This window comes from Mesorhizobium sp. C372A (assembly GCF_030323245.1).
Taxonomy (GTDB): domain Bacteria; phylum Pseudomonadota; class Alphaproteobacteria; order Rhizobiales; family Rhizobiaceae; genus Mesorhizobium.
The window spans coordinates 4532715-4556987 of the sequence record NZ_CP100475.1 but is presented as its reverse complement, the minus strand read 5'-3'; the positions used below and the strand labels follow the sequence as shown (position 1 = coordinate 4556987).

Annotated in this window: 32 protein-coding genes; 11 read left to right on the top strand and 21 right to left on the bottom strand. The window is 62.9% G+C overall.

The genetic code is table 11. The annotated features are described in order from the left end of the window. Positions 1–2 precede the first annotated feature (2 nt). Together NLY42_RS21875 and NLY42_RS21870 are read right to left on the bottom strand one after the other, a co-directional pair. Positions 3–707 carry a TIGR02281 family clan AA aspartic protease gene (locus NLY42_RS21875; RefSeq protein WP_023726599.1) on the bottom strand — a complete coding sequence of 235 codons (705 nt, stop codon included), beginning with the start codon at positions 705–707 and terminating at the stop codon, positions 3–5. A 13-nt stretch (positions 708–720) separates the two neighbouring features. Continuing rightward, positions 721–954, bottom strand: coding sequence for a DUF1289 domain-containing protein (locus NLY42_RS21870; protein ID WP_023824914.1), 234 nt, complete (start codon positions 952–954; stop codon positions 721–723). A 187-nt stretch (positions 955–1141) separates the two neighbouring features. Between NLY42_RS21870 and NLY42_RS21865 the strand changes: the two genes are divergently transcribed. Next, on the top strand, positions 1142–2140 hold the full coding sequence (locus tag NLY42_RS21865; RefSeq protein ID WP_023738819.1) for a nicotinate-nucleotide--dimethylbenzimidazole phosphoribosyltransferase: 999 nt from the start codon (positions 1142–1144) through the stop codon (positions 2138–2140). Between the two features lie 9 nt (positions 2141–2149). Here NLY42_RS21865 and NLY42_RS21860 read toward each other — a convergent pair whose 3' ends face one another. Further along, positions 2150–3673 carry a sensor histidine kinase gene (locus NLY42_RS21860; protein ID WP_023755282.1) on the bottom strand — a complete coding sequence of 508 codons (1524 nt, stop codon included), beginning with the start codon at positions 3671–3673 and terminating at the stop codon, positions 2150–2152. Positions 3674–3748: 75 nt separating this feature from the next. On the opposite strand from NLY42_RS21860, the gene NLY42_RS21855 reads away from it, so the two are divergent. The 4 genes from NLY42_RS21855 (at position 3749) to NLY42_RS21840 (ending at position 6275) form a co-directional block, all read left to right on the top strand. Beyond that, the gene (locus tag NLY42_RS21855) at positions 3749–4372 is read left to right on the top strand and encodes a thermonuclease family protein (protein WP_023726596.1); all 624 of its coding nucleotides are present in this window, start codon (positions 3749–3751) and stop codon (positions 4370–4372) included. A gap of 39 nt (positions 4373–4411) precedes the next feature. Further along, positions 4412–5023: a glutathione S-transferase gene (locus tag NLY42_RS21850; protein ID WP_023708349.1), complete on the top strand. Its 612-nt coding sequence runs from the start codon at positions 4412–4414 to the stop codon at positions 5021–5023. After that, the gene (locus NLY42_RS21845; protein ID WP_023755281.1) at positions 5023–5640 is read left to right on the top strand and encodes a uracil-DNA glycosylase family protein; all 618 of its coding nucleotides are present in this window, start codon (positions 5023–5025) and stop codon (positions 5638–5640) included. The genes NLY42_RS21850 and NLY42_RS21845 overlap by 1 nt, the downstream gene beginning before the upstream one ends. Positions 5641–5783: 143 nt before the next feature. After that, on the top strand, positions 5784–6275 hold the full coding sequence (locus NLY42_RS21840) for an Lrp/AsnC family transcriptional regulator (protein WP_023669013.1): 492 nt from the start codon (positions 5784–5786) through the stop codon (positions 6273–6275). Positions 6276–6323: 48 nt separating this feature from the next. On the opposite strand, the gene NLY42_RS21835 is transcribed toward NLY42_RS21840, so the two are convergent. The 9 genes from NLY42_RS21835 to NLY42_RS21795 form a co-directional block, all read right to left on the bottom strand. Continuing rightward, the gene (locus tag NLY42_RS21835; protein WP_023706850.1) at positions 6324–6893 is read right to left on the bottom strand and encodes a DUF3299 domain-containing protein; all 570 of its coding nucleotides are present in this window, start codon (positions 6891–6893) and stop codon (positions 6324–6326) included. Positions 6894–6995: 102 nt separating this feature from the next. After that, positions 6996–7700, bottom strand: a complete 705-nt coding sequence (locus NLY42_RS21830; RefSeq protein ID WP_023755280.1) for a DNA alkylation repair protein — start codon at positions 7698–7700, stop codon at positions 6996–6998. A 9-nt stretch (positions 7701–7709) separates the two neighbouring features. Continuing rightward, positions 7710–8579, bottom strand: a complete 870-nt coding sequence (locus NLY42_RS21825; protein ID WP_023755279.1) for an NAD(P)-dependent oxidoreductase — start codon at positions 8577–8579, stop codon at positions 7710–7712. Positions 8580–8683: 104 nt separating this feature from the next. After that, complete coding sequence (locus NLY42_RS21820) at positions 8684–9514, bottom strand: ABC transporter permease (RefSeq protein WP_023755278.1); 831 nt, start codon at positions 9512–9514, stop codon at positions 8684–8686. After that, positions 9511–10227, bottom strand: coding sequence for an ABC transporter permease (locus NLY42_RS21815; protein ID WP_023669007.1), 717 nt, complete (start codon positions 10225–10227; stop codon positions 9511–9513). Before NLY42_RS21815 ends, NLY42_RS21820 begins: the two co-directional genes overlap by 4 nt. A gap of 75 nt (positions 10228–10302) precedes the next feature. Beyond that, entirely contained in the window at positions 10303–11088 is a 786-nt protein-coding gene (locus NLY42_RS21810) for an ABC transporter substrate-binding protein (RefSeq protein ID WP_023688509.1), read from the bottom strand. 319 nt (positions 11089–11407) lie between these two features. Continuing rightward, a complete protein-coding gene (mobB, locus tag NLY42_RS21805) occupies positions 11408–11911 on the bottom strand; it encodes a molybdopterin-guanine dinucleotide biosynthesis protein B (RefSeq protein ID WP_023738823.1) in 504 nt (167 codons plus the stop codon). Beyond that, positions 11908–12540 carry a molybdenum cofactor guanylyltransferase MobA gene (gene mobA / locus NLY42_RS21800; protein WP_023755277.1) on the bottom strand — a complete coding sequence of 211 codons (633 nt, stop codon included), beginning with the start codon at positions 12538–12540 and terminating at the stop codon, positions 11908–11910. The genes mobB and mobA overlap by 4 nt, the downstream gene beginning before the upstream one ends. Before the next feature lie 7 nt (positions 12541–12547). Continuing rightward, positions 12548–13468 carry a DMT family transporter gene (locus NLY42_RS21795; RefSeq protein WP_023708356.1) on the bottom strand — a complete coding sequence of 307 codons (921 nt, stop codon included), beginning with the start codon at positions 13466–13468 and terminating at the stop codon, positions 12548–12550. On the opposite strand from NLY42_RS21795, the gene NLY42_RS21790 reads away from it, so the two are divergent. Next, positions 13419–13550 (top strand): hypothetical protein, encoded by a 132-nt coding sequence (locus NLY42_RS21790; RefSeq protein ID WP_280790909.1) that lies wholly within the window; start codon positions 13419–13421, stop codon positions 13548–13550. The genes NLY42_RS21795 and NLY42_RS21790 overlap by 50 nt on opposite strands. Before the next feature lie 145 nt (positions 13551–13695). Here NLY42_RS21790 and NLY42_RS21785 read toward each other — a convergent pair whose 3' ends face one another. The 3 genes from NLY42_RS21785 to moaA all read right to left on the bottom strand — a co-directional run bounded on the left by NLY42_RS21785 (position 13696) and on the right by moaA (position 15697). Then, a complete protein-coding gene (locus tag NLY42_RS21785) occupies positions 13696–14052 on the bottom strand; it encodes a hypothetical protein (RefSeq protein WP_023755276.1) in 357 nt (118 codons plus the stop codon). A gap of 96 nt (positions 14053–14148) precedes the next feature. Further along, positions 14149–14649: a hypothetical protein gene (locus tag NLY42_RS21780; RefSeq protein WP_023714206.1), complete on the bottom strand. Its 501-nt coding sequence runs from the start codon at positions 14647–14649 to the stop codon at positions 14149–14151. 52 nt (positions 14650–14701) lie between these two features. Beyond that, positions 14702–15697, bottom strand: a complete 996-nt coding sequence (gene moaA, locus NLY42_RS21775) for a GTP 3',8-cyclase MoaA (protein WP_031193366.1) — start codon at positions 15695–15697, stop codon at positions 14702–14704. A 198-nt stretch (positions 15698–15895) separates the two neighbouring features. Between moaA and NLY42_RS21770 the strand changes: the two genes are divergently transcribed. Both NLY42_RS21770 and NLY42_RS21765 read left to right on the top strand, forming a co-directional pair. After that, on the top strand, positions 15896–16249 hold the full coding sequence (locus tag NLY42_RS21770; RefSeq protein ID WP_023668999.1) for a gamma-butyrobetaine hydroxylase family protein: 354 nt from the start codon (positions 15896–15898) through the stop codon (positions 16247–16249). 64 nt (positions 16250–16313) lie between these two features. Further along, positions 16314–16925, top strand: coding sequence for a pyridoxamine 5'-phosphate oxidase family protein (locus NLY42_RS21765; protein ID WP_023755275.1), 612 nt, complete (start codon positions 16314–16316; stop codon positions 16923–16925). A gap of 26 nt (positions 16926–16951) precedes the next feature. Here NLY42_RS21765 and NLY42_RS21760 read toward each other — a convergent pair whose 3' ends face one another. Further along, positions 16952–17404 carry a MarR family winged helix-turn-helix transcriptional regulator gene (locus tag NLY42_RS21760; RefSeq protein WP_023668997.1) on the bottom strand — a complete coding sequence of 151 codons (453 nt, stop codon included), beginning with the start codon at positions 17402–17404 and terminating at the stop codon, positions 16952–16954. Positions 17405–17452: 48 nt separating this feature from the next. Here NLY42_RS21760 and NLY42_RS21755 point away from each other — a divergent pair, with 48 nt between their 5' ends. Continuing rightward, positions 17453–18361 (top strand): alpha/beta hydrolase, encoded by a 909-nt coding sequence (locus NLY42_RS21755; RefSeq protein WP_023755274.1) that lies wholly within the window; start codon positions 17453–17455, stop codon positions 18359–18361. A gap of 45 nt (positions 18362–18406) precedes the next feature. Here NLY42_RS21755 and NLY42_RS21750 read toward each other — a convergent pair whose 3' ends face one another. After that, on the bottom strand, positions 18407–18805 hold the full coding sequence (locus NLY42_RS21750; RefSeq protein ID WP_023688500.1) for a rhodanese-like domain-containing protein: 399 nt from the start codon (positions 18803–18805) through the stop codon (positions 18407–18409). A gap of 62 nt (positions 18806–18867) precedes the next feature. Further along, positions 18868–19476: a TetR/AcrR family transcriptional regulator gene (locus NLY42_RS21745; protein WP_023755273.1), complete on the bottom strand. Its 609-nt coding sequence runs from the start codon at positions 19474–19476 to the stop codon at positions 18868–18870. A gap of 100 nt (positions 19477–19576) precedes the next feature. Between NLY42_RS21745 and NLY42_RS21740 the strand changes: the two genes are divergently transcribed. Then, complete coding sequence (locus NLY42_RS21740; RefSeq protein ID WP_023688499.1) at positions 19577–20323, top strand: 3-oxoacyl-ACP reductase family protein; 747 nt, start codon at positions 19577–19579, stop codon at positions 20321–20323. A gap of 212 nt (positions 20324–20535) precedes the next feature. After that, positions 20536–22416 (top strand): L,D-transpeptidase family protein, encoded by a 1881-nt coding sequence (locus NLY42_RS21735; protein ID WP_023755272.1) that lies wholly within the window; start codon positions 20536–20538, stop codon positions 22414–22416. A 97-nt stretch (positions 22417–22513) separates the two neighbouring features. On the opposite strand, the gene NLY42_RS21730 is transcribed toward NLY42_RS21735, so the two are convergent. The 3 genes from NLY42_RS21730 to NLY42_RS21720 form a co-directional block, all read right to left on the bottom strand. Next, positions 22514–22984 carry a hypothetical protein gene (locus NLY42_RS21730; RefSeq protein WP_023668992.1) on the bottom strand — a complete coding sequence of 157 codons (471 nt, stop codon included), beginning with the start codon at positions 22982–22984 and terminating at the stop codon, positions 22514–22516. A gap of 91 nt (positions 22985–23075) precedes the next feature. After that, complete coding sequence (locus NLY42_RS21725; RefSeq protein WP_031244658.1) at positions 23076–23816, bottom strand: lysozyme inhibitor LprI family protein; 741 nt, start codon at positions 23814–23816, stop codon at positions 23076–23078. An 83-nt stretch (positions 23817–23899) separates the two neighbouring features. Then, positions 23900–24157, bottom strand: coding sequence for a PepSY domain-containing protein (locus tag NLY42_RS21720; protein ID WP_023726587.1), 258 nt, complete (start codon positions 24155–24157; stop codon positions 23900–23902). Positions 24158–24273 lie beyond the last annotated feature (116 nt).

Sequence of the window (24273 nt, the reverse complement as noted above, 5' to 3'; positions counted from 1 at the left end):
GTTCAGTCGCGCAGAATCATCCGGTCGCCGCGCACGTCGAAACCCGACAGGGAACCGATGAAGTTCATGCCGAGCAGGCTCTGGCTGAGCGCGCCGGGCGCGGCGACCATCACCTGCATGTTCTTGCGCACGATGCCGCCGATCGCCAGTTCGTCGGTGCGCACCGAAGCGGCGCGTGCCATGCCATTGGCGGTCGAGACCGGGACGGTGAAGCTCAGCGCTGCCGGATTGAAGCCGGCCGCCTGCGCGTCTTCGGCGGTGAGCACTGTACTGGTCGCGCCGGTATCGACGACGGTGCGGATCGGCGCGCCGTTGATCGTGATGCGGGCCTCGAAATGGCCGCTGTCGGCCTTGTCCAGGGTCACGGTGGCATGGCCGTCCTCGACGCCGAGCGCCAGCGGGCTGCCGGGAACGAGGCCCGCCGTCACCCGGCTGGCGAAATCCTGCAACTCGTAGCGGTACTGGTAGCCGGCGACGAGCGCCAGCACGATCAGGGCCCACGTGCCGAGATTGCGGGCCATGACGCCGAGCGGCCTGCCGGACCGGACAAGGCCGGCGCTGACCAGCAAGCCAATCGCCCCCAGCCAGACCAGACGGCTGAAATCGTAATTCTCGATGCCGAACGTGCTGCCGGCGTCGTTGTTGATCATCAGCAGCACCAGCCCGAGGCCGATTGCCGCCATCACGATCCAGAACAGTCGGTTCATTGGACCTGCCGTTTCAAGAGAGGACGTCGCGCTCGCGCGCCATGCGGCTGCGGCGTGTTTCCCGGCGCGGCCGGCGCTCGACCGTTTCCAATCGGGCCGGCAACTCGGCCATGACGCTGCGGCGTACCTCCGGCGTCATCCCCATCCAGGCGCCGATTTCATCGCGCGTGCGGCCACAGCCGAAGCAGAAGCCGGTTTTCATGTCGATCGAACAGACCAGGATGCACGGGGATTCGATGGCCGTCATGACTTTCTCTTGAAGGTTCCGTCCGGAATCCCTCGTTCCATCTCCACATGGTGCAACGGCAAAGCCAATGCAAGCCCTTCGGAATGCGGCGCGGGCAACCGCTTTCGCGCCAATGTCGAGGGGAGTTGTGCCGGCCGGGCAAGGCGGTTATGCCGCTGATCAACCACAGGGGATGATCAGGACCGACATGACCAGCGCGCTGCCCTTCGACGACTTTCGCAATCTGCTGGCGAGCCTGCCGCCTGCCGATACAGTCGCGGAAAACAGGGTGCGCACCCTGTTTTCCAAGGCCGACAAGCCGAAAGCCTCGCTTGGACGTATCGAGGACATCGCCGCCTGGCTTGCTGTCTGGAGCGGGCGCGCCCCGCCGGCGGTGAACCGGCCCCTGGTGGCGATCTTCGCCGGTAACCATGGCGTGACCCGCCACGGCATCTCGCCGCGCCCTGTCGCTGCGACCGCAAACGCCGTTGAGCTGTGCGCCGCCGGCGGTGCGGCAATCAACCAGATTTGCGTCGCCAACAATCTTGGCCTCAAGGTGTTCGATCTGGCGCTGCACATTGCGACCGCCGACATCACCGAGGACGCCGCCCTCGACGAACGCGGCTGCGCCGCCACCATGGCCTTCGGCATGGAAGCCATTGCCGGTGGCTCCGATCTGATTTGCCTCGGCGATCTCGGCGTCGGCAACTCCACCGTTGCGGCGGCCTTGTGCGCCGTCCTGTTCGGTGGCAGCGGCGCCGACTGGGTCGGCCCCGCCTCGGGCGCGGACGCGGCCATGCAGGCGCGCAAGGCTGATGTAGTCGATAAAGCCGTCGCCTTCCATGGTGCGGCTCTGAAGGACCCGTTGGAAGCACTGCGCCGGGTCGGTGGCCGCGAATTTGCGGCCATTGCCGGCGCCATCCTCGCCGCCCGGATGCAAAAAATCCCGGTGCTGCTCGACGGCTTCGCCGCGACCGCTGCCGCTGCCGTGCTGCATGCCGCCAACCCGGGTGCGCTCGACCATTGCCTGCTGGCCAGCCAGTCGCCCGAACCCGGCCAAAGGCTTGCCGCCGAGCGGCTCGGCCTCAGGCCGCTGTTCGATCTCGGCATCAGCCACGGCGAAGGGGTAGGGGCCGCCCTTGCCGCCGGTCTGGTCAAGGCGGCGGCGCTTACCAGTTCGGGCATGGCGGCGGCGGTCAAAGCCTAGAACAAGCTGTCAACGTCGGCGGGCCGCCGCCACGGTCTTGGTTGGCAGCGCCGGCAGTTCCTCCATCACTCGGGCGAGCGGGAAAATGGCGATTGCCTCGGTGCCTTCGCGCAATTTCGACTGAAGTTCGAATTCGCCGCCATGCATGGCGAGCAGGCCCTGCACGATCGGCAGTCCGAGCCCGGTGCCCTGTTCGGCGCTCTTGATGGCGATCGAGCCCTGGCCGAAGGCGGACAGCACGATCGGGATTTCGTCTTCCGGTATGCCCGGCCCGTTATCCTTGACCGAAATGTACTGGCCGCCGCCCGCCGTCCAGCCGACGCGCACGCGAACTTCGCCGCCGGTGGCGGTGAATTTGATGGCGTTGGACAGGAGGTTGAGCGTTATCTGCCGCACCGCGCGCTCGTCGGCGAACAGCCGCGGCAGGGCACTTTCGAAATCCTGGACGATGCGGATGTCCTTGTTGCGCGCCTTCAATTCCATCATGTGGCAGCAATCTTCGGCGATGTTGAGCAGCATCACCGGCTCTTCGTTGAGCTGATAGCGGCCGGCCTCGATGCGCGACAGATCGAGGATTTCGTTGATCAGGTCGAGCAGATGCTGGCCGGAATCGTGCACGTCGCGGGCGTAGTCGCGATAGGTCGGGTTGCTCATCGGCCCGAGCACCTCATTGGCCATCACCTCGGAAAAACCGAGAATGGCGTTGAGGGGCGTCCTGAGCTCATGGCTCATAGAAGCAAGGAAGCGCGACTTCGCCAGATTGGCGTCTTCGGCCCGCCGACGAGCTTCGTCCGACATCGATTTCGCGGTCTCCACCTCGGCGAGCAGCGCATCCTTTTCGGAGCGGAAGGACAGAAGTATCAGCGACGAGCGGTTGAGATGGCGCGCGATATAGGCAAAGAACGGCAATGCCGCGACCAGCAGGGCGACCATGATCGTCCCGACCGGCACCCAAAATTTCGTTTCGGCATAGGCATAGACCGCCACCGGAACGACGAAGGTGGCAAGCAGCGAGCCGCGCAAGGACGACGCCATGATAGCGGTCGCCGCCATGACCAGCAGCAGCACCACCGCCTTGGCCACCTGGAACTGGTCGATCTGGCAGGTGGCGCAGCCGAGCCAGGCGAACCACGCCCAGCCGAGGCCGCACAGCGAATGGCCGATCAGGAATTCCCTGCGGGTGCGAACAGGGTTGAGTTCGGCGGCTTCGGTGCGTTCGACGCGGTGCGCCATGAAGGCGACGATCGAATAGCAGATCAGGGTGAACAGCGCCCAGACGCTGATCTGTTTGTCCACACCGGCCAGCAGCCCGGCCGCCGCGACCGCCAACACCAGCAGTGGGATGACGGCTGCGCCGCGCACCATGGTCCCGGCATGCAGCTTCAGCAGTTCACGGTCGAAGTCGAGATTGCCAACCTGCTGCGAAAGACGGTCGCGCGTCTTGCGCACCGCGCGCGCCACATCGCTGTTGCGGTGCGGTTTCCGGCGGTCCACAATGAATTTATCCGCTGTGTTCGAGCGTAGCAGAGGCATGGAAACTTCGATTTATGCGCGCAGCGATCTCAATTCGTTAAGCTACGTTCGAATGATTAAGAGACTGTTTGCCATATGAGCCGTTCGTGGTCGCCAAGGCCGCGCCGGCGATACTATCCGCCGCCGCCGCGAAGCCTGTGGCGCAAGCTGCTGGATTACGCGCTGACGGTCATTCTGCTCGGCCTGCTGATCCTGCTCGCCGCACGCCTCGACCGTTTCGAGACGCGCAAGGCGGAAGGGGTGGCGATCGTCAACGATGGCGATTCACTCACTCTTGGCACCGAACGTATCCGCATGCGCGGCATCGACGCTCCGGAATACCAGCAGATCTGCCGTAGGGATGGCGCAGACTACGCCTGCGGCAGGCTGGCGCGCCAGGCGCTGGTGCGGCTGATATCAGGAAATCCGGTGACCTGCAGCGGCTGGCAGCGCGACCGCTACGGCCGCCTGCTCGGCGATTGCAAGGCCGGCGGCAAGGATCTCAACCGGGCCCAGGTTGAGGCCGGCTGGGCCATTGCCTATGGCGATTTCGACACCGAGCAGGCCATTGCCCGCGCCGGCAAGGTTGGCATCTGGGCCGGCACGTTCGATGAGCCGCAAGACTGGCGCGAAAGCCACCACGGCGGCCCGCTCGAAAGAAAGCACGGCACCCTGGCTTCGGTCGGTGACGCCTTGCGAGAGATGTTTCGCTTCTGGTGACGAGCACTATAGTTGAAGGACCAGATCGGGAGGATAAGCATGAAACTGTTCGACGGCGGCCGCGCCCCCAATCCGCGGCGCGTGCGGGTTTTCCTCGCCGAAAAGGGCATCGCAGTGCCGCTGGTGCCGGTCGACATGGGTGCGATGGGGCACAAGCAGGAGCCGGTCAGGTCGCGCAACCCGCTGCAGCGGCTGCCGGTGCTCGAGCTCGACGACGGCACCATCCTCACCGAATCCGTCGCCATCTGCCGCTATTTCGAGGAACTGCATCCCGAACCGGCGCTGTTCGGGCAAGGCGCGCTCGGCAAGGCCAAGGTCGAGATGTGGCAAAGGCGCATGGAGTTCAATCTGCTCAGCTGCGTCGCCCAGGCTTTTCGCCACATCCATCCGGCGATGAAGGAATGGGAAATTCCGCAGATCCCCGAATGGGGCGAGGCCAACAAGGCGAAAGCGGTTGAATTCCTGAAACTGCTCGACCCCGAACTGGCAAACCGCGAATTCGCCGCCGGCGACGCCTATTCGATCGCCGATATCACCGGCATGATCGCCATGGATTTCATGAAACCGGCGCGCATCAAAGTGCCGGACGAGTGCACAAACGTGCTGCGCTGGTACAGTGCCGTCTCCAGTCGCCCGAGCGCTTCCGCCTGATGGAGGCGGAACTCGAACGCCTGACGGCAAAGGTCCGCGCCTGCCGCATCTGCGTCGACACTCCAGTCGGCAGGCCACTGCCGCACGAGCCGCGCCCGGTGCTGCTGCCATCATCCAGCGCCCGCATCCTGCTCGCCGGCCAGGCGCCAGGCACAAAGGTGCATTTGTCGGGCATGCCGTTCACCGACGCGTCCGGCCACCGCTTGCGAAGCTGGCTGGGCGTGACAAGCGAGGAATTCTACGACACGGATAAATTCGCCATCGTGCCAATGGGGTTCTGCTTCCCCGGCCAGGACGCCAAGGGCGGCGACCTGCCGCCGCGCCGAGAATGCGCGCTGGCCTGGCGCGCGCCGCTGATGGCGCTGATGCCGCAGATCGACCTCGTTCTGACAATCGGCTCCTACGCGCAATCCTGGCATATGGGCGCCACGCGCCGGCCGTCGCTGACCGAAACCGTGAAGGACTGGCGCACCATCTGGGATGCGCCGGCCAGCCTGAAAGTGCTGCCGCTGCCACACCCGTCATGGCGCAACTCAGGATGGCTGAAGCAGAATCCATGGTTTGAAATGGATTTGCTGCCGTTTCTGAGATCGGAAATCCGCTATCGCATAGATTAGACTTTAAGCAAGATATCACTCGCTTTTGTGCCATCCGGCAGAATTTCTTTCTTGTGAAAGGTCGAAATAAGAGGGAGTATAGCCAATCTATTCCCAAAGCGCGTCGCGCCCGAGGGAACGCGGCCTGCACAAGGAGCACCTCAATGGATCGCCTCGACAGAAAAATTCTCCGCCTCCTGCAGGAGGACGCGACGCTCGCGGTTGCCGATGTCGCCAAGAAAGTCGGCCTGTCGACGACGCCGTGCTGGCGCCGCATCCAGAAGCTGGAGGAAGAGGGAGTCATCAAGCGGCGCGTCGCCATTCTCGACCACGAAAAGGTCAATGTGCGCGTCACCGTCTTCGTGTCGATCCGCACCAATTCGCACAGCCATGAATGGCTGCGGCGTTTCTCGGAAGTCATCCAGGAATTTCCCGAGGTGGTCGAATTCTACCGCATGAGCGGCGACGTCGATTATCTCTTGCGCGTCGTGGTGCCCGATATCGCCGCCTATGACGCCTTCTACAAGCGGCTGATCGCCAAGATCGAGATCCGCGACGTGTCGTCGTCCTTCGCCATGGAGCAGATCAAGTACACGACCGAAATGCCGCTCGACTACATGCTGCTGGACAAGGAATCCGGCGCCAACGCGGCCTGAGCGCGGTTGTCCGTGACTGGGCGGTGACGCTGCACAAGCCGGCGGCGCTTAGTTTTTCTTTTTGTTGAGGAAACTCCAGGGCGAGTTGACCGGCAGCGTGATCGTGTCCGGCACCGTGTCGACTGCCACCACATCGGCTTTGCGTACGGTGTAGCCGGACTGGATGATGCTGACGCCGTCGAGAATGAACAACTGGCTCTTCTCCAAGCCGGGCCGCAAGGCGCCGGTCACGGCAACCGACTCATAGGCCTGCGACATCTTGTAGGGACGGGCCGGCGTCACCAGCACGATCTGGTTGGGCGGCGGCGTCGGCATGTGGCTGCAAGCGCCTGTCCACGGCACCAGCAGGAACTGGTAGACGAGATCGCCATCACGGTCGACCGGCAATGCATAGCCGGCTAATTGTACGGTCTTGTCCTGCAGGTTGAGCGACAATGTCTCGCCACGATCGGGCAGTTTTGCCGCAATCATCGGCAGGCCGGCATCTTCGGCCACCGCCTGCGTCGCAGGGCGGAGATCCTTCCAAAAGATATGCGCGGTTTGCGCTGAGGCGTCGAAGGTACCGGCTGTCAACAACGCGGCTGCAAGCGCGAGGGTCGATTGGAGATGTTTGGTCATAGGCCAAGTAAAGACGTCCTGGCCAATTGCGTCAACGCTTGAGCCGCATCATATGTCTGGGAGAGCCGGCGGCCAGGTTGCGTCGGCAAACGGGTTGCCAGGTCAGCCTTTTCTGGCGGCGATCCGCTCGATGATCTTGGCATTGGTGAGTTCCCTGACAGTGTCCTTGCCAATCCAGCGAGCCGTCTTGTCGGTCGACTGGGCCAGCCGTTCGGCCACGGCAAGGGCAGCACCGTGCATCTCCAACGATCGCTTGCCGATCGAACGAAGCGCCCAGTTTGCCGCCTTCTTCACGAAATTGCGGCTGTCGGCGGCATGCGCTTCGATGATCGGCAGGAAGCCGAGGAAAGTCGCCTCCGGCTCCTGCTTCCGGTGCACGACGGACCACGCCATCATGGCAAAGGCCGTGCGTCGAACGAACTCGCGCTCGTCCGCCGCGAACTCTTCAATCAGCTCCTTCCAGGCGTCCGTGTCGACGAAGAGATCGGAGACGCCGTCGACGATATCCCAGGAATCGAAGGACGCGGCCCATTGTCGTGCATCCGCGGCTGAGAAGCGCTTCGGGTCGGCCGTGACGGAAGCGATGAACTGCGCCTCCATGATGCCGGTCTGCCAAAGCTCGAAAGCACGCTCGTGGTTGCGCTTGATCTTTTTGGCGATCTGCCGCTGCATGCCATGCGAGATGCCGAGCGCGCGCTCGATCTTGATGCCGTAGCGCAGCATACCGCGGCGATTGTCCTCCGAGCCGATCGAGCGCAAATGGGCGACGATCTCATCGGCGCTCGATTGGGGCGAAAGCTCGGCCATTGCGAACGCCTATTTTTCCAGGCGCGCCAGCAAGGACGAGGTGTCCCAGCGCTTGCCGCCCATCGCCTGCACATCCTTGTAGAACTGGTCGACAAGGGCGGTCACCGGCAGTCTCGCGCCATTGCGGTCGGCTTCATCGAGGCAGATGCCGAGATCCTTGCGCATCCAGTCGACGGCAAAGCCGAAATCATATTTACCGGCATTCATCGTCTTGTGGCGGTTTTCCATCTGCCAGGACCCGGCAGCGCCCTTGGAAATCACCTCGATGACCTTCTCGATGTCGAGCCCGGCCTTCTTGCCGAAATGGATGCCTTCGGCAAGTCCCTGAACCAGCCCGGCAATGGTGATCTGATTGATCATTTTCGTGAGCTGGCCGGCGCCCGACGGACCCATCAGCCCGACCATCCGGGCAAAGGCGTCGATGACCGGCCTGGCCTTGTCGAAGGCAGCCTGCTCGCCGCCGACCATCACCGTCAGCACGCCGTTCTCGGCGCCCGCCTGCCCGCCGGAAACCGGCGCGTCGAGGAAGGAAAAGCCGGCCTTTTCAGCGGCGTCGGCCAGTTCGCGCGCGACTTCGGCCGAGGCGGTGGTGTTGTCGATGAAAACGGAGCCTTTTTTTATCGCGGCGAAGGCGCCATCGGCCCCGGTCGTCACCGAGCGCAGATCGTCGTCATTGCCGACGCAGGAGAAGACGAAATCCTGGCCCTCTGCGGCCTCTGCCGGCGTCAAAGCAAGCTTGCCGCCATGCTGGGCAACCCATTGCTCGGCTTTCGCTGCGGTGCGGTTGTAGACGGTGACCTCATGGCCACCTTTGTTCCTAAGGTGCCCGGCCATGGGATAGCCCATCACGCCAAGACCGAGAAATGCCACAGATGCCATGGGTTTGCCCTTCAGATGAAAGCGAAATTGTCAGCGCAAGCTCTAGGCACTGCACACAATTCGTCAAGACGCGCATGAGCCGATCGACTGATACAGCCGACCGCTCAGCGGATCAGATGAATGGTGATCCGCCGCTCGATCCATTCGACGCCATGTCGCAGGATCTCGACCATCACCAGATAGACGATGGCGACCCAGACATAGGCCTGGAAGTCGAAGGACTTGGCGTAGGCCAGCTTGGCGTTGCCCATCAAATCATAGACGGTGATGATGGCAACGATGGCGGAGGCCTTGATCATCAAGACGAGTTCATTGCCGTAGGGCCGGAGCGCCACGATAAACGCCTGCGGCAGGATGACCTTGCGCAGCGTCTGCAATTTGTGCAGGCCGAGCGAAGCAGCGCCCTCCCATTGGCCTCTCGGAACACTTTCTATGGCGCCGCGCAGGATTTCGGCCTGGTAGGCGGCGGTGTTGAGCGCGAAGGCGAACACACCGCAATTGAAGGCGTCGCGGAAGAACCACCACAGTCCGACGGATTCGAGCTGCACCCGGAATGAGCCCAGGCCGTAATAGACGAGATAGACCTGGACGAGCAGTGGCGTGCCGCGGAAGAAATAGACGTAGCAATAGGCCAGGACGGACAAATAGCGGTTCGTTGACATGCGGGCATAGGTGACGGGCAGCGAAAAGAGCGCGCCGAGCACCATCGAGATGGCCACCAGCGCAAGCGTGGTTCCCAAGCCCTGCAGATAGGCAGGCGCGTATCTGGCGAAGAACTCGCCATTCCAAGCGTAAACCAGATAGACGGCGATGCCGATGCCGAACAGGATCCAGAAGCCCACCAGCGCGTAGCCGACGATACGGGCCCGCGGCCAGCCCCGCGCCCGTGGTGGTGGCTTCTCTATGTCGACGGCGGCGCGCGTCACGACGCTCATCGTGCCTCCCTCCGCCCGAGCGAACGCAGGATGAAGCCGGTGGCGATCGACGACAGGATGGCAAGGATAAGGAACACCATCGCCGCGACGCTGTAGAACAGGAAGGAATGTTTGGTGACACGGGCCGCCACGCCGGCGTTGCGCAAGGTTTCAGCCAGATTGACGACCGACACCAGGGCCGTGTCCTTGAGCAGGCTCAGCCAGCAATTCTCAAGGCCGGGGAAGGCGATGCGCAGCAGCTGCGGCAGGATCACCTTGCGCATCGTCTGCCATTTCGACAGCCCGATCGCATAGCCGCCCTCATACTGGCCCTTCGGAATGGCGCGAAAGGCCGACAGGAAGACTTCGCTGGAATACGACGAAAAGATCAGCGACAGCACGATCATGCCGGCGAGGAAGCTGTCGACATCGACCGTCGCTTCCGGCCTGAACAGACGGATGACATACTGCAAGAGGATCGGCATGCCGAAGAAGAACAGGAAAAGCGTCACCAGTTCCGGCAGTCCGCGAAACACCGTGGTGTAGATGTTGGCAGCCACGCGAAGCGACGGCTCTTCGGATTGTTTTGCCCAGGCGACGAAAAAGCCGATCGTCAGGCCGATCGGCAGTGTCGCCAGCGCGAGCGCAATGGTGACCAGTGCGCCATAGGCAATATCGTCAATCCAGCCATCGGGTCCCCAAGTGAGAAGTATCCATATGTTCTGGCTTGGCATTGACGGGTCTTGTCTCCACTTCTGTCAGGCCAAGGCGGCAGCAGGAAATTTCCCCTGCCGCCTTGTTTCAGACGATCAGGACTCGGCGCCGAAGACGTCGAACTTGAAGTACTTGTCGTTGATTTCCTTGTACTTTCCGTTGGCGCGGATTGCGTCGATGGCGCTGTTCAACTTGTTGACCAGATCCGTCTCGCCCTTGCGCACGGCGATGCCGGCGCCCGGTCCAAAGATATCGACCGGCTGCGGCGAAGGCTGGCCGAGAATCTTGCAGCAGGCGCCATCAGGCGAATCCAGGAACTGTTGCAACACGACGATATCGTCCTCGATCGCGTCGAGACGGCCATTGGCGAGATCAGCCTGCTCTTCGGGGCTGCTCGGATAGCCCTTGACCGTGCTGTCCGTATAGGTTTTCGAGGCATAATTGAAATGCGTCGTGGTGGTTGCGACGCCGATGGTCTTGCCGGCCAGGTCTTCCTTGGTCACGCCCTTGAGGGTCGAATCCTTGGGTACCGCGATCGCCGACGGCGTGTTGTAGTATTTGTGGGTGAAGTCGACCTTCTCGGCGCGCTCCGGCGTGATCGACATCGAGGCGACGATGGCGTCGAACTTGCCGGCCTGCAGGGCCGGAATGATGCCGTCCCAATCCTGGGCGACGAAGGTGCACTTGACCTTCATCTCGTCGCAGAGCGCCTTGGCGATGTCGATGTCGAAGCCCACGAGCTGGCCGTCGGAGGTCAGGTTGTTGAATGGGGGGTAGGCGCCTTCGGTGCCGATTCTCAGGGTCGTTTCCTGAGCCTGGGCGACGCCGAGCGTCAGCAGCGCAGCCGATGCGGCGAGCGCGATACGCAGTGCAATACGCATGATAGTCCTCTCTTTATGGCTCCCGGCCGTCGTTCCGGAACGGCTCTGTGGGGCGGTGCTTTTGACCGCCCGCTGGCGCGATACTCCCACTGTTTTCGGGAGAAAAGCAACTGTAAAACCGTTGCTTGCGGGATTTGCGGGTCCAGCCAATGCCGACGCCGGGTTAATGCATGTCGCCCAAAAGTGCGCAGCGGTTTTGGGACGACGACATGCATAAATAAAACAACCTGAAGCGCGTCGCATGAGGCCGTTCAGGCGCGACGCGCTTAGACAATGCAACGGCTGAAGAGGGCGGCTGACCCGGGCGAGGGCAGGCGCCTCAAGGTTTGAGGCCGGTCATGCGCTCGATGAAGTCGGCTATCCCTCCCGTGTCGTCGAGATCGAACACAGGCAGGCTTTCGCCGGTAACCGCGAAGTCGGCGGCAATCGCCACGATATGTCCGTCGTTCGCCGACAGCGGCGAGCGGTCCTTGGCCTCCTGCCGCCGGGTCTCGATCTTTTTATGCACCTCGCGTTTGTAGCCTTCGACCAGCACGATGTCGCACGGGGCCAACCGCGACAGGACCGTCTCCAGCGTCGGCTCGTCCTCACCGCGCAATTCATGCATCAGCGCCCAGCGTTTGCCCGACACCACCGCGACTTCGGTGGCGCCCGCCTGGCGGTGACGAAAGCTGTCGGCGCCAGGCTTGTCGATGTCGAACTCATGATGGGCGTGTTTGACCGTCGACACTGTCCAGCCGCGCCGGACGAGTTCTGTGACCAGCTTCTCGGTCAGTGTGGTCTTGCCGGAATTCTTCCAGCCGGTGATGCCGAAGATGTTCATGGGCCGATGCTCTGCGACAGACGCTCGGCCACCGCAAGGTCGTGCGGTGTGTTGATGTTGAAGAACGGGTCGATCTCGTCACTGCCGTGGGTCAGCAACGGAAATTCCACTTCGACACAGTCGTGCCGCTCGATGAAGGCGGAGACGCGCCTGTTGTCCTCGTCGATCAGGAAATGACGCAAGGCCTGACGCAGCCCGAGCGGCCACAGCGCGAAGGTCGGATGCTGCCGGCCGCCGGAACTGGCAACCGCCATCGAGCCCGGCCGACTGGTCGCGGCAGCGGCCAGCTTTGCCACCAGATCCACCGGCAGGAACGGCGTGTCGCCGGCGGCCGTCGCCAATGCCTTGAAAGCGGTATTCGCTGCCGCCCATTCGAGGCCGGTGAGGATTCCGGCAAGCGGTCCGGCATAGCCTTCGACCGTATCGGCGAGAACCGGAAGACCGGCCGCGGCGAAGCGCGCCGGGTCACCATTGGCGCTGACCGCCAGCGATCCGACCTGCGGCGCCAGGCGGGCAACCACATGGTCGAGAAGCGGACGCCCGCCAAGCCCCAGCAAAGTCTTGTCGCCGCCGCCCATGCGCCGTGATAGGCCTCCGGCGAGGATAATTCCTGCAATGTCTTGGCTCATGGCCAAACTATATGCCGTCCGGCGCCATGTCGGGTCCAGCGCTTTCGGCTGCGGGTTTTTGCCGGCCGGCGACCCGCTCGCGATAGAGCGCGTAGAGGCCGGAGCCGATGATGATGGCGGAGCCGAAGATCATCGGCAGGTCGGGAACATCGCCGAAGATGATGAGGCCAAGCAGCATCGACCAAAAGAGGGCGGTGTAGCGGAATGGCGCAATGAAGGAGATGTCGCCGGCCCGCATTGCCATGATGATGAACTGGTAGCCGATCAGCACCAGCACCGCCGCCAATGCCAACAGTGCCGTGCCTTTGCCGGACATCGGCGTCCAGCCACCCATCGGCGACAGCAGCACGGCGCCAACGATGGTCATGGCGATTGCCGTTGCCGTCGACACCAGCAAGGTCGGGATAGCCCTCGGGATGCGCTTGGTGGCGAGGTCACGTACTGCGCAACAGGCGACGCTGACGAGTGCGTACAGCGAATAGACGCTGAAGCCTTCGAAGCCTGGTCGCACGATGATCAGCACGCCGCCGAAGCCGACGGCGATCGCCAGCCAGCGCCGCCAGCCGACCGCTTCGCTGAATACGAGTGCCGCCCCCATCGTCACCGCCAGCGGCAGCGCCTGCAGCACCGCGGAGACATTGGCGATCGGCAGATGCGCCAATGCGACAAGGAAGGCGACGGTGGCGCCGGCCTCGGCGATCACGCGCAATGCCACCAGCGGCTGCAGCATCGAGCCCGGCCGTGCGAGCGCGCCTTGCTGCCAGGCGAGCAGGCCGACGAGCAGCGACGCAAAGGCGCCGCGCACCAGCATGACTTGCGCCATGTTCATCGATTCCGACGAGAACTTGGTAATGGCGTCGTTGAGGGTGAAGCCGATCATGGCCACCATCATGCACAGCGCGCCGCGAATGTTTGGGGAAAGAGGCAAGGGCGTTACCGGTTTGCAAGAGCAATTCCAGGAAAAGTGTGAAACGGTTTTCCGTCCGGAATTGCGTGAAAACAAAGAATAAAGCGGTTCGACGTTTCGGCGAAACGGTGAACCGCTCAAGCCTGTAGCAGCCGGCGGCAAGACAGCAACGTCAAAGAAATAGGCCACGGATGTTCACCCGTGGCCCCTAGAAATCCCTGAGAGGGCTGGCCGGATGACCGGCAGCCTTATTTCGGCGTCAGCACCTCGGTGCCGCTGCCGTTCTTGCCGGCGATGGTCCACAGGCCGTGCAGCGAGCCGTCATCTTCTACCTTGTAGACGACGAGACCGATTTCCTTGCCCATGACATAGCCGGCGGAAAAGGCAACGTCGTTGCGCATGCAGATGCCGTCCGACGATGATCCGCCCGTCTCCCAATGGATGGTGCAGGTGGTCTCGCTGGTCAGTGTGATGGTGGCTTCGCCTCCATATTTCGAGCCGTCGAAATTGGTGCCCGCGACGGTGTAGCTGCCACCGATGGACTGTGCTGCTGCCGGCGCGGCGGCAAACCCAAGCAGTGCAAGAGAAAGTAAGAATGTGCGCATGTCGTATTCCCCCAAACCCAGCGACGAGCCGCTATAGGCCGAAATTTAGGGCGGAACGCGATGGCGGTAAATCGGGTTTGCAGCGTCGAGAGCGATTTATTCCCAGTGTTGCTCAGCCCCATGCAGGCTGTCGCCGATAGCGCCGACCAGTGGGTCGTACTTGGCCTTGAGCGAGGCGGGATATTCGATCCAGACTGTATGGATTGCATCCTCTTTTTCGAAGACGATTCGGGTATAGAAGATCTTGTCGCCTTTGGTGCTTGAGACCACTGCCCAGTTCTTACCGGTTTTGCTGTAAGTGACCTTTTCCCCAGAGTCAGGGTCGGCCTTTTCCTTTTCAACCAGACTGTCGGGCGTATCTTCCGTCAGCTTGTATCCGCCGTAACAGGACAAGCTCGCACCATCGGGGCTAAGCCATTTGCGACCGTCGCCATTGAGGGACTCAGGCATCGGCTTGCTGAAAATTTGGCTCGGGAACGTGCACACCGTGCCATAGCGCGCATTGATGTAGGTGAACGGCTTTGCGAGCGCCACTGTGGTCGCCAATGATAGGGCCACGACCAGCGCTGACAGCCCGGTTTGGCAAACACGCTGCATGGAAATCCCCCTCGCTTCCAACGGAAGCATTCTGCACCAATCGCGGAGAAAATCAGCCGCCGGTGACGCTCATATGTCTCGACACCGACGGGCGGCTGGTGCGGCGGTCGATGATGAAATCATGGCCTTTCGGCTTGCGGCCGATCGCTTCGTCGATGGCAGCAGCGACCAGTTCGTTGCCTTCGGACGCACGCAGCGGGGCGCGCAGGTCGGCGGCATCCTCCTGGCCCAGGCACATATAGAGCGTGCCGGTGCAGGTCAGCCGCACGCGGTTGCAGCTTTCGCAGAAATTATGCGTCATCGGCGTGATGAAGCCCAGCCTGCCGCCGGTCTCTGCGACATGGACGTAGCGGGCCGGACCGCCGGTCTTGTAGGGGATGTCGCTCAGCGTGAACTGGCGCTCGAGCGAAGCGCGCAGCAGCGATAGCGGCAGATACTGGTCGGTCCGGTCGGCGTCGATCTCGCCCATCGGCATGGTTTCGATGACGGTCAAGTCCATGCCGCGGCCATGCGCCCAGCGCATCATCTCCGGCAGCTCGACGTCGTTGAAGTCCTTCAGCGCAACGGCGTTGAGCTTCACCTTCAGCCCCGCCGCCTGCGCGGCATCGATGCCTTGCATGACCTTGCCGAGATGGCCCCAGCGGGTGATGGCGTGGAACTTGTCGGCATCGAGCGTATCCAGCGAGACATTGATGCGCTCGACACCGCAATCGGCAAGCTCGGCGGCAAAGCGCGACAGCTGCGAGCCATTGGTGGTCAGCGTCAACTCTTCCAGCGCGCCGCTCTTCAGGTGCCGCGACAGCTGGCGCACCAGATGCATGATGTTCTTGCGCACCAGCGGCTCGCCGCCGGTGAGGCGCAGTTTGCGCACGCCCTTTTCGATGAAGACGGTGCAGAGCCGGTCGAGTTCCTCGAGCGACAGCAGGTCCTTCTTGGGCAGGAACGCCATGTCCTCGGCCATGCAATAGGTGCAGCGGAAATCGCAGCGGTCGGTGACCGACACGCGCAAGTAGCTGATCGTGCGACCGAAGGGATCGATCATGTCCATGCGTTCAAGCATTCCCGTGGCTGCGAGTGGCGCCGTTATATACGGCTATGTGATACGATCCAACCCGCCATTCAAGATAGCCGCTCTGGATCTTTGGTGACATTCCCTGGCCGACATCCGGTGTCGGCCGGGTCCAAATGGCCTTTTCCGCTCGCGCGAAGCAGCGTAGGGAAGGGCGGATTGACGGGATGCAGAACAATGACGGCGCCGAAGGAACTCAGGGTCTCGAAGGACAGAAAACTGCTGTCCGTCACCTTTCCCGATCATCGGCCGTTCGAACTGCCGGCCGAACTGCTGCGCGTCGCTTCACCCTCGGCCGAGGTGCAGGGCCATTCGCCGGACCAGCGCGTGACGGTTCCCGGCAAGCGCAACGTGGCCATCCTCAAGATCGAGCCGGTCGGCAACTACGCCGTGCGCATCACCTTCGACGATTTTCACGACACCGGCATCTTCACCTGGAATTACCTGCACACGCTTGGCCACGAAAAGGACGCGCGCTGGAATGCCTATCTCGCCGAGCTCCAGGAGAAGGGACTGAGCCGCGACCGCTAGTTCGGCACTGTCGGCAAAACGTCATTGACTGGGGGTAACGCTGGCAACGGTTCGGAGACGGGAAATGTCTGAGATCACATCGGTTGAACAACTTGAAGCGCTCTACGGCTTGCCCGGCGAAGCGTCGACGGTCAAGGAACTCGACCACGTCATTCCCGAATATGCCGCCTTCATCGAAGCCTCGCCTTTTGTCGCTCTGGCGACGAGCGGGCCGGAAGGGCTGGACTGCTCGCCGCGCGGCGATCTCGCCGGCTTTGTGCGCATGCATGACCCGAGAACGCTGATGATGCCGGACCGACGCGGCAACAACCGCGCCGATTCGCTTAAGAACATCATCCGCGATCCTCGCGTCGGGCTGCTGTTTCTTGTGCCGGGTTCGGGCACGACGCTGCGCGTCAACGGCCGCGCCCGCATCGCCACCGACGCCGCGCTTTGCGCCTCCTTCGCCGTCGAAGGCAAGCCGGCGCGCTCGGTCACCGTGGTCGATGTCGATTCGGTCTATTTCCAGTGCGCCCGCGCCATCGTTCGCTCGGAGCTGTGGAACCCGGCAAAGCACGTCGACCCGAAATCGCTGCCGACACCCGGAACAATCCTGGAAGTCACCAGCCGCAAGAACATCGATGCCGGTACTTACGACAAGGAATGGCCGGAGCGGGCGAAGAAGACGATGTGGTGAGGTGGGAGGCGCGTGGATCGAACGGCTCAGGTATCCTTCAGCACGTCATAGATCTTGCGCATCTGTTCGCCGATCATATCGCACTGTTCCGCTGTCGACTGGCTCATCGCCTTTTCGATCAGCGCCATATGCACCTTCAGCGCCTTCATCAAAAGCTCCGTGCCGGCCTCGGTAAGCGTCAGCCGCAGCACGCGCTTGTCCTTCTCATCGCCTTCGCGGCGCAGCAGGCCGCGCGCCTCGAGCTGCGGCAACAGCATGGTGATGTTGGAGCGGCCGACCAGCAGTTTGCGGGCGAGATCGTGCTGCGACATGCCGGGATGGCGATAGAGGTTCATCAGCACGTCGAGCTGCGCCGGCTTGAGATCCAGCGGCGCCAGCTTTACCGCCAGCGCACGCTCCAGCACATGGCAGGCGCGCGCCACCGCGACCCAGTTGCGAAAGCGCGGGTTGTCCCAGGGCAGCTCTTGTTTAATGTTCATGTTTGAACTATTATGTTCATGCTTGAACGGAATGGATGGATCGCCACTATGGCATCATTTGGACTGAAGGTCATCCGGGGCGTGTTCGGCGCGGCCGAGCTTGTGGCGCCGCGTCTGAGCGGGCGCGCGGCCTTCGAACTGTTCTGCCGCACGCCGAGCGTGAAGGCGCTCAGCGACGGCGAGCGGCGTGCGGTCGACCGCGCCGCCGGCTTCATGGCCGAGGCGCGCCATCATCGGCTGACGACCAAGGCCGGCTGCGTCATGGTGCACGAATTCCGGCCCGAGCCGGGCAGGGCGTCCGCCGGCACGGTGCTGGTGGTCCATGGCTGGCGTTCGCGCACGGAATATATGCGGGCGCTGATCGAAGGCTTTCGCGATGCGGGCTACCGGGTCGCCTCGCTCGACCTGCCGGGCCATGGCCAGTCGCTGGGCCGTCATCTCAATATGGTCAATGCGGTCGAGGCGGTCAGGGTCGCCGGCGAATGGTTCGGTCCGTTCAAGGCGATCGTCGGCCATTCCTTCGGTGGCGCCGTCGCCGCCAATGCCATTGCCGGTTCGATCAAGGGTATCCAGCCCGTCGCGGCCGAGCGGCTGGTGCTGGTCGCCGCGCCAAGTTCCCTGCCGGCGATCTTCGCCGACTTCAGCCGCATGCTCAATGTCGGTCCGCGTTCGCAGGTTTCCATGGCCGATCAGGTGAAAAGGCTGTCGGGCCGGCCGCTGCATGAATTCACCGGCGACCGCCAGTTGGCTGAGGCGCCGGTGCCGACGCTGGTCATCCACGCGCCGGACGACCGCGAAGTCCCCGCCGACCATGCCAGGCGCTACGCCGGCGCCGGCAGCCATGTGCGGCTGCACTGGGCCGATGGGCTCGGCCACCGTCGCATTCTCGCCGACAAAGGTGTTGTCGAACGCGCTGTGACTTTTGTCAAAAACGAGCGCGAGCTGATACTGCATTGATTCCAATGGGTGTATTGTCGACTCCGACAACGCCGGAGCGGTGAGCTAACCGTTCTTCTTGCCGCCCGGCTCGACGGGCAATCCGGCCGCCTTCCAGGCGGTATAGCCGCCAAGGATGTGCTTGACCGGCGACAGCCCCATATCCTGCGCCGTCTTGGTGGCCAGCGCCGAGCGCCAGCCGCCGGCGCAAAAGAAGACGAAGCTTTTGCCCGAGGCAAAGAACGGCTTGTGGTAAGGGCTTTCGGGATCGATCCAGAATTCCAGCATGCCGCGAGTGACATGTTTGGCGCCGGGGATCTGGCCGTCCCGCTCGATCTCGCGTGGATCGCGCAGGTCGACGAAGATGGTGTCCTCGTCGTCGAGCAGCCCGGCCGCTTCCTCGGGCGAGACCACCTCGATCTCGGCATTGGCCTCGTCGAGCAACTCGCGATACCCTTTTTTCACGGATGATCCCTCCCGGCGCATTTCGCCGCCGACTGGATTTCCAGCACAAGCTCCGCGCTTTGTCACGCTGTTCCGACCAGCCCCTGCCACGCCGCCATCGCTCCGGCCACTGTGGCCATCAGCGCTTCGCACGAGGCGCCGTCGCGGGCCTGGATCGACATGCCGTGCTGGACCGTCGCATAGAAGGTCGCCGCCGCGTTGCTGTCGAAGCCCGCCGGCAATTCGCCTTCCGCCACACCGCGTTCCAGCCGTCTCAGCAAGAGGGTGTGGTTTTCGGCGCGGCGGCGGCGCAAATCATCGCAGATCGCGCCGCTGCTTGAATCCTGGTGCAGTGCGCCCAGCGCGATGAGACAGCCCTGCGGGCGGTCGTCCTGAGAGTACGCTTTTGCCGTCTGGCGCAGGAAATTCTCGATCGCCTGGCATGCCGTCGGCGCTTCGTCCAGCGCGCTCCAGATCTCGGTGCCTTCGTTGCGGGTGTAATACTCGGTCGCTTCCAGAAACAGCGCCTCCTTGCTGCCGAAGGCGGCATAGAGGCTGGGCGAGCTGATCCCCATCGCCGCGGTCAGGTCGGCGATCGAGGTGCCCTCATAGCCTTTGGCCCAGAACAGCTCCATCGCCTGCCGCAAGGCGGCGGTTCGATCGAAGGTGCGGGGACGGCCTTTTTCCGGCATGACGATCTTTTCTGTGTTGATCGATACATAATTCACTTGACGTCGCCAGGCAAGGTTGCCAGATATTTATGTATCGATCGTTACATAACGGAGAAATGACATGTCAGCGAACGGATTGAACGGCAAGGCAGCACTGGTCACCGGCGGCAGCCGCGGCATAGGTGCTGCGATAGCAAAACGGCTTGCGGCCGATGGCGCCGACGTTGCCATCACCTACGTCAACAGCTCGGCGCCGGCCCAAGCTGTCGTCGCCGAGATTATAGCGGCAGGTGGTCGCGCGATCGCCATCCAAGCCGACAATCGCGACGCCGCCGCCATCGAAGGCTCGGTCACCGAGGCGGTGAATGCCTTCGGCCGGCTCGACATCCTGGTCAACAGCGCCGGCATCTGGCGCGCGGCGCCCATCGAACAGATGTCGCTGGCCGACTTTGACGAGACCATTGAGGTCAATCTGAGAGCGCCGTTCGTGGCCTCGAAGGCGGCAGCGGCTCACATGGGCGAGGGCGGCCGCATCATTTCGATCGGCAGCAATCTGGCCGAGCGCGTCACCGACACCAGCCTCAGCGCCTATTCGACCAGCAAGGCTGCGCTGGTCGGCCTGACCAAGGCGCTGGCGCGAGACCTCGGTCCGCGCGGCATCACCGCCAACGTCGTTCATCCCGGTTCGACCGACACCGACATGAACCCGGCCGAAGGCCCGCATGCCGAACACCAGCGGCGGAAGATGGCGACGCCCCGCTTCGGCAAGGCTGACGAGATCGCCGGCATGGTTGCCTGGCTCGCCGGTCCGGAAGGGCGCTTCGTCACCGGCGCCGCGCTCACCATCGACGGTGGCGCCAACGCCTGAAGCAGCAGCCGCTTTGACCGGTCTGGAGCGGCAACGCCGCTCCAGACGTCACGATGTTGTGAAACCGTTCTGCAACAGGCCTGCGGAAATTTATGGAAGCTTAACGAAATCGGTATGAATCGGTATAGTAGCGCCTTACATCCGCCATGCGGTTGGCAAGATCGTCTAGCGGCGCGGAACGGGAGCCGGCTTGCAGCCGGAGCGGGTGATTAATGAAATTCCTCGGAAATAAAGCCACCGTGATGCCGCTTGCAGTGGCGGCAGCACTGGCCTTCGGTGTGCCGCAGGCAAGCGCGCAAGGCCTGTTCGACATGCTGTTCGGCGGTGGCGTCAAGCACAGGCCGCAAGGCGAATTCCCGCCGCCGCCAAAGCGCAAGCCGAAGCCCGCCGTATCGGGCGGCGGCGGCACCAGGATCAGCAGCCCGTCCTACTACACCTACAAGGCCGACCGGCTGGTGCGCGTCGACTTTGCCGCGTTGGTGGCGGCACCTCCCCAGGTGGCAACAGCTGAAGACGCCGCCTTTGTGCCGTCGGCGACCAGCACTGCCTTCCGCGAAGCCGTTGCAGGCCTTCGTGACTATGAACTCTATGCCGAGCCCGATATCGCCAAGGCACTGATTGCCTATTACTCTGCCAATCCTGATTTCATCTGGGTGAACGAGGGCAATCCCAATGCCCGCGCCCAGGATGCGGTGCGGGTGCTTGGCGAAGCCGCAAGCTATGGTCTCACGTCGGCCGACTACACGGTCGAAGTGCCAGCAGCCAACGCATCGGCAGTCGATGCCAACGCCCATCTGAAGGAACTCGTCCGCTTCGAGATGGCGCTGTCAGCGCGCGTACTGCGCTATGCCCGTGACGCCCAGAGCGGGCGCGTCGATCCCAATCGCATCACCGGCTACTATGAATTTCCGCCGAAGCCGGTCGACATGGAAGGCGCGCTCAAGACGCTGGCCCACACCCAGGAAGTGCGCACCTACCTCGAATCGCGGCACCCGCAGAACGCGGAATATCAGGCGCTGCGCGTCGAACTTGAATCGCTGCAGGCGAGCGCCGAAAACGAAATCGTCGTCGATCCCAAGCTGTTGCTGAAGCCCGGCGAGACCAGCGCCGAACTGCCGAAGCTGCTGACGCTGATCGCGCGCAATCTCGACGACGAGATGGGCGGCGCCTATGGCGAGATCCTGTCTCGTCTCGGCACCAGCGATGTCTATGTTCCCGAACTGGTTCCGATCATCAAGGCCGTGCAGGTGAAGGCCGGCATGAAGGGCGATGGGGTCATCGGCCCGCGCACCGTCGCCTCGCTCGCCGGCGCATCCAAGGCAGACAGGCTGCAGAAGGTGCAGGTCGCGCTGGAAGAATTGCGCTGGCTGCCGTCCGATCTCGGCAGCCCGCGGGTGTTCATCAACCAGCCCGCCTTCACCGCCAGCTATATCGACAATGGCGAGGAGAAGCTGAAGACCCGCGTCGTCATAGGCCGGACCACCAACCAGACCGCCTTCTTCTTCAAGGAGATCAAGCAGGTCGATTTCCATCCCTATTGGGGCGTGCCGCAGTCGATCATCGTCAACGAGATGCTGCCAAGGCTGCGTAGCGATCCGGGCTATCTCGACCGTGCCGGCTACGAGGTGACCGATTCGCGCGGCAGGCGGGTTCCCTCTTCCTCGGTCAATTGGGGCGCCTACGGCGCCAACATTCCCTACAGCGTGCGCCAGCAGCCGAGCGAAGCCAATGCGCTGGGCGAACTGAAGATCCTGTTCCCCAACAAGCACGCCATCTACATGCACGACACGCCGCAAAAATCCTTCTTCCAGCGCGATATGCGGGCGCTCAGCCATGGCTGTATTCGCCTTCAGGATCCACGTGGGATGGCGGCGGCGGTGCTCGGCGTCTCGGTCGACGACATCGCCGAAAAGCTCAAGCACGGCCATGCCAGCGAAGACGTGACACGCACGATTCCCGTCTATGTCTCCTACTTCACTGCCTGGCCGGACCTGTCCGGCAAAGTCGAATATTTCAACGACGTCTACGACCGCGACACGCGGCTGATGCAGGCGCTGGACGCGACCGAAGCGGTGCGTTCGCCGACGAGCTGAACCAGCGGAGTTCCTCGTTCAACGAAACGAGGAACTCACTTTGTCTCTCTGGTTTTATTAGATTTTTGGCCGATAGACGGTCGCCCGTTTCCTGCGATCAGCGCTGGATGAGCGGACGCCGGAAGCCGGCGTCGCGGCCCGCGATCAGCCAATAGACCAGGCCGGCTACGAGGCCGGCGGCGGCGATGATGCCGATATCGGCCCAGCGTCCGGCATCCTCTTCCGCGGCCGGCCAGACCAGGAAGAAGCCGGCTGCAGCGGCAGCGGCGCCAAACAGCATGTGCACCAGGAAATTGCGCAGGGCAAAGAATTCGGCGAGCAGCGCGAAGATCAGCGTCTGCAGGCCGGTCAGCACGATCGTCAGGAAATAGACGACCATGCCGAGCGGCGGCCACAGCAGCACGACAATGGGCGAAAATTGCATGGCGCCGAAATAGTCCGGCGCGTTGGGCAATACGGCGAGTGCGCAATATATCGCCACGACCGCGAACAATCCGATCAGCACCGAAACGAAATAGCCGGCAAGCATCATCAGGATGCGCTTCAAAACATGCTTAACCATGGCCATGCACCCCCGTGCCCTGCAACTGTTACGCGCACTCAGCCATCAAAGGCGGATCGGCGCAAGAGTGCATCCAGCAGTGCTTTGCGGCAAATCTTCAGGCGCCGCCGCATAGATGTTGTGAATCCGGCAAAACCCATGTGCCTTTTATCGTGAGGTCGACGCCGTAATAGACCCGCCCGCGCTCGTCGCCCTGCGGACAATCCCTCGGGATCGATATCAGGCACATGACGACAGGATCGCCGGCTTTCGAACTGGCAAGGCCAGGCTCCCGCTCGTAGGAAACCCCGGCGCCGCCATTGCTGAACCGCGCCAGGCTGCCGGCTTCAGGGCCGGCGGTTTCCAGCGGGTCGTCGCCGAGCCGCGTCGTCAGCGCGGTGATGTGGGTCAAGGCGCATTGGCCGATCGACGAGGGCAGGGGCTGGTCGAGGCTGCCCGGATGGCGGGCCGCGGTGTCGAGCGCCTTCTTGCCGATCAGGGCGATGTTGTAGTCCTGCACCCAGGACGGCGCATTGCCGTAGGTCTGCAGCGCATTGTTCTGGGCGCTGACGATGCAGGCGGCATCCTGCCCACAGGCGTTCCTGTCGGCGATGAGCGCACGGGCGATCTTGCGCTTGTCGCCGCCAAAGGCTGGCTCGAAACCCGTAAAGGCCTCGGCCACCAAGGCATCAATTGCCGACAGTCGCGGGTCGGCACAGATCGCCTTTTCCACCGGCAGGCTGGCTTTGCGGCAGTCGAAGGATGGCCCGTCGGCACGCGCTGGACCAAGGCAGACCGCCGCGCCAGCCAGTGCAACGACAAGCGCAAGCGAGTTGGCAATTCGATTGGAAGAAAGCATGGTCGCCCCGTTGTCCGACAACTGCCACCATCGTAGGCAAAAAACGCGGCGGACGGAATTGCCGAAGCGGTGCGGTATCGGCGCTATTTCGGTTCGGCGGTCACGGGATCGAAGGTGATTTCGACTTTCGCCTTGTCGGCGGTGTAATAGGTCACGGTGTAGCCGTCCTTGTCCCAGTCGACCTCCTTCACATAGCGAAAGCCGTCGCGCTGCTCGACCTTGGCGATGATTGCCGACAGTTTCTGGGCATTCGTCGGCGGCAGCGGGCTGTCATCCGCGGCAAAGGCCGTCGAGCCGGCCAGAACAACGACGACACCGGTCGCCAGAACAAGATTTCGCATGATTACCCTCATTTCACGTTGGCTGAACCGCACCGGAAACTCGCAGGCAGCACAGTTTGTTCCGATAGCTGACGTCGCGCAGGTTCCGTGAAGCCCTGGATCGCGGCGATCAGAGC

Coding starts and splice junctions, on each gene's coding strand:
- NLY42_RS21820 (WP_023755278.1), bottom strand. CDS start 9,514: ATGAGCGTCGTGACGCGCGCCGCCGTCGACATAGAGAAGCCACCACCA.
- NLY42_RS21830 (WP_023755280.1), bottom strand. CDS start 7,700: ATGGCCGAGCTTTCGCCCCAATCGAGCGCCGATGAGATCGTCGCCCAT.
- NLY42_RS21785 (WP_023755276.1), bottom strand. CDS start 14,052: ATGCGCACATTCTTACTTTCTCTTGCACTGCTTGGGTTTGCCGCCGCG.
- NLY42_RS21860 (WP_023755282.1), bottom strand. CDS start 3,673: ATGCCTCTGCTACGCTCGAACACAGCGGATAAATTCATTGTGGACCGC.
- NLY42_RS21845 (WP_023755281.1), top strand. CDS start 5,023: ATGGAGGCGGAACTCGAACGCCTGACGGCAAAGGTCCGCGCCTGCCGC.
- NLY42_RS21855 (WP_023726596.1), top strand. CDS start 3,749: ATGAGCCGTTCGTGGTCGCCAAGGCCGCGCCGGCGATACTATCCGCCG.
- NLY42_RS21850 (WP_023708349.1), top strand. CDS start 4,412: ATGAAACTGTTCGACGGCGGCCGCGCCCCCAATCCGCGGCGCGTGCGG.
- NLY42_RS21730 (WP_023668992.1), bottom strand. CDS start 22,984: ATGGCCATGGTTAAGCATGTTTTGAAGCGCATCCTGATGATGCTTGCC.
- mobA (WP_023755277.1), bottom strand. CDS start 12,540: ATGAGCCAAGACATTGCAGGAATTATCCTCGCCGGAGGCCTATCACGG.
- mobB (WP_023738823.1), bottom strand. CDS start 11,911: ATGAACATCTTCGGCATCACCGGCTGGAAGAATTCCGGCAAGACCACA.
- NLY42_RS21770 (WP_023668999.1), top strand. CDS start 15,896: ATGACGGCGCCGAAGGAACTCAGGGTCTCGAAGGACAGAAAACTGCTG.
- NLY42_RS21840 (WP_023669013.1), top strand. CDS start 5,784: ATGGATCGCCTCGACAGAAAAATTCTCCGCCTCCTGCAGGAGGACGCG.
- NLY42_RS21870 (WP_023824914.1), bottom strand. CDS start 954: ATGACGGCCATCGAATCCCCGTGCATCCTGGTCTGTTCGATCGACATG.
- NLY42_RS21735 (WP_023755272.1), top strand. CDS start 20,536: ATGAAATTCCTCGGAAATAAAGCCACCGTGATGCCGCTTGCAGTGGCG.
- NLY42_RS21780 (WP_023714206.1), bottom strand. CDS start 14,649: ATGCAGCGTGTTTGCCAAACCGGGCTGTCAGCGCTGGTCGTGGCCCTA.
- NLY42_RS21875 (WP_023726599.1), bottom strand. CDS start 707: ATGAACCGACTGTTCTGGATCGTGATGGCGGCAATCGGCCTCGGGCTG.
- NLY42_RS21760 (WP_023668997.1), bottom strand. CDS start 17,404: ATGAACATTAAACAAGAGCTGCCCTGGGACAACCCGCGCTTTCGCAAC.
- NLY42_RS21790 (WP_280790909.1), top strand. CDS start 13,419: ATGGCCACCATCATGCACAGCGCGCCGCGAATGTTTGGGGAAAGAGGC.
- NLY42_RS21725 (WP_031244658.1), bottom strand. CDS start 23,816: ATGCTTTCTTCCAATCGAATTGCCAACTCGCTTGCGCTTGTCGTTGCA.
- NLY42_RS21740 (WP_023688499.1), top strand. CDS start 19,577: ATGTCAGCGAACGGATTGAACGGCAAGGCAGCACTGGTCACCGGCGGC.
- NLY42_RS21720 (WP_023726587.1), bottom strand. CDS start 24,157: ATGCGAAATCTTGTTCTGGCGACCGGTGTCGTCGTTGTTCTGGCCGGC.
- NLY42_RS21825 (WP_023755279.1), bottom strand. CDS start 8,579: ATGGCATCTGTGGCATTTCTCGGTCTTGGCGTGATGGGCTATCCCATG.
- NLY42_RS21835 (WP_023706850.1), bottom strand. CDS start 6,893: ATGACCAAACATCTCCAATCGACCCTCGCGCTTGCAGCCGCGTTGTTG.
- NLY42_RS21755 (WP_023755274.1), top strand. CDS start 17,453: ATGGCATCATTTGGACTGAAGGTCATCCGGGGCGTGTTCGGCGCGGCC.
- NLY42_RS21865 (WP_023738819.1), top strand. CDS start 1,142: ATGACCAGCGCGCTGCCCTTCGACGACTTTCGCAATCTGCTGGCGAGC.
- NLY42_RS21745 (WP_023755273.1), bottom strand. CDS start 19,476: ATGCCGGAAAAAGGCCGTCCCCGCACCTTCGATCGAACCGCCGCCTTG.
- moaA (WP_031193366.1), bottom strand. CDS start 15,697: ATGGACATGATCGATCCCTTCGGTCGCACGATCAGCTACTTGCGCGTG.
- NLY42_RS21765 (WP_023755275.1), top strand. CDS start 16,314: ATGTCTGAGATCACATCGGTTGAACAACTTGAAGCGCTCTACGGCTTG.
- NLY42_RS21815 (WP_023669007.1), bottom strand. CDS start 10,227: ATGCCAAGCCAGAACATATGGATACTTCTCACTTGGGGACCCGATGGC.
- NLY42_RS21810 (WP_023688509.1), bottom strand. CDS start 11,088: ATGCGTATTGCACTGCGTATCGCGCTCGCCGCATCGGCTGCGCTGCTG.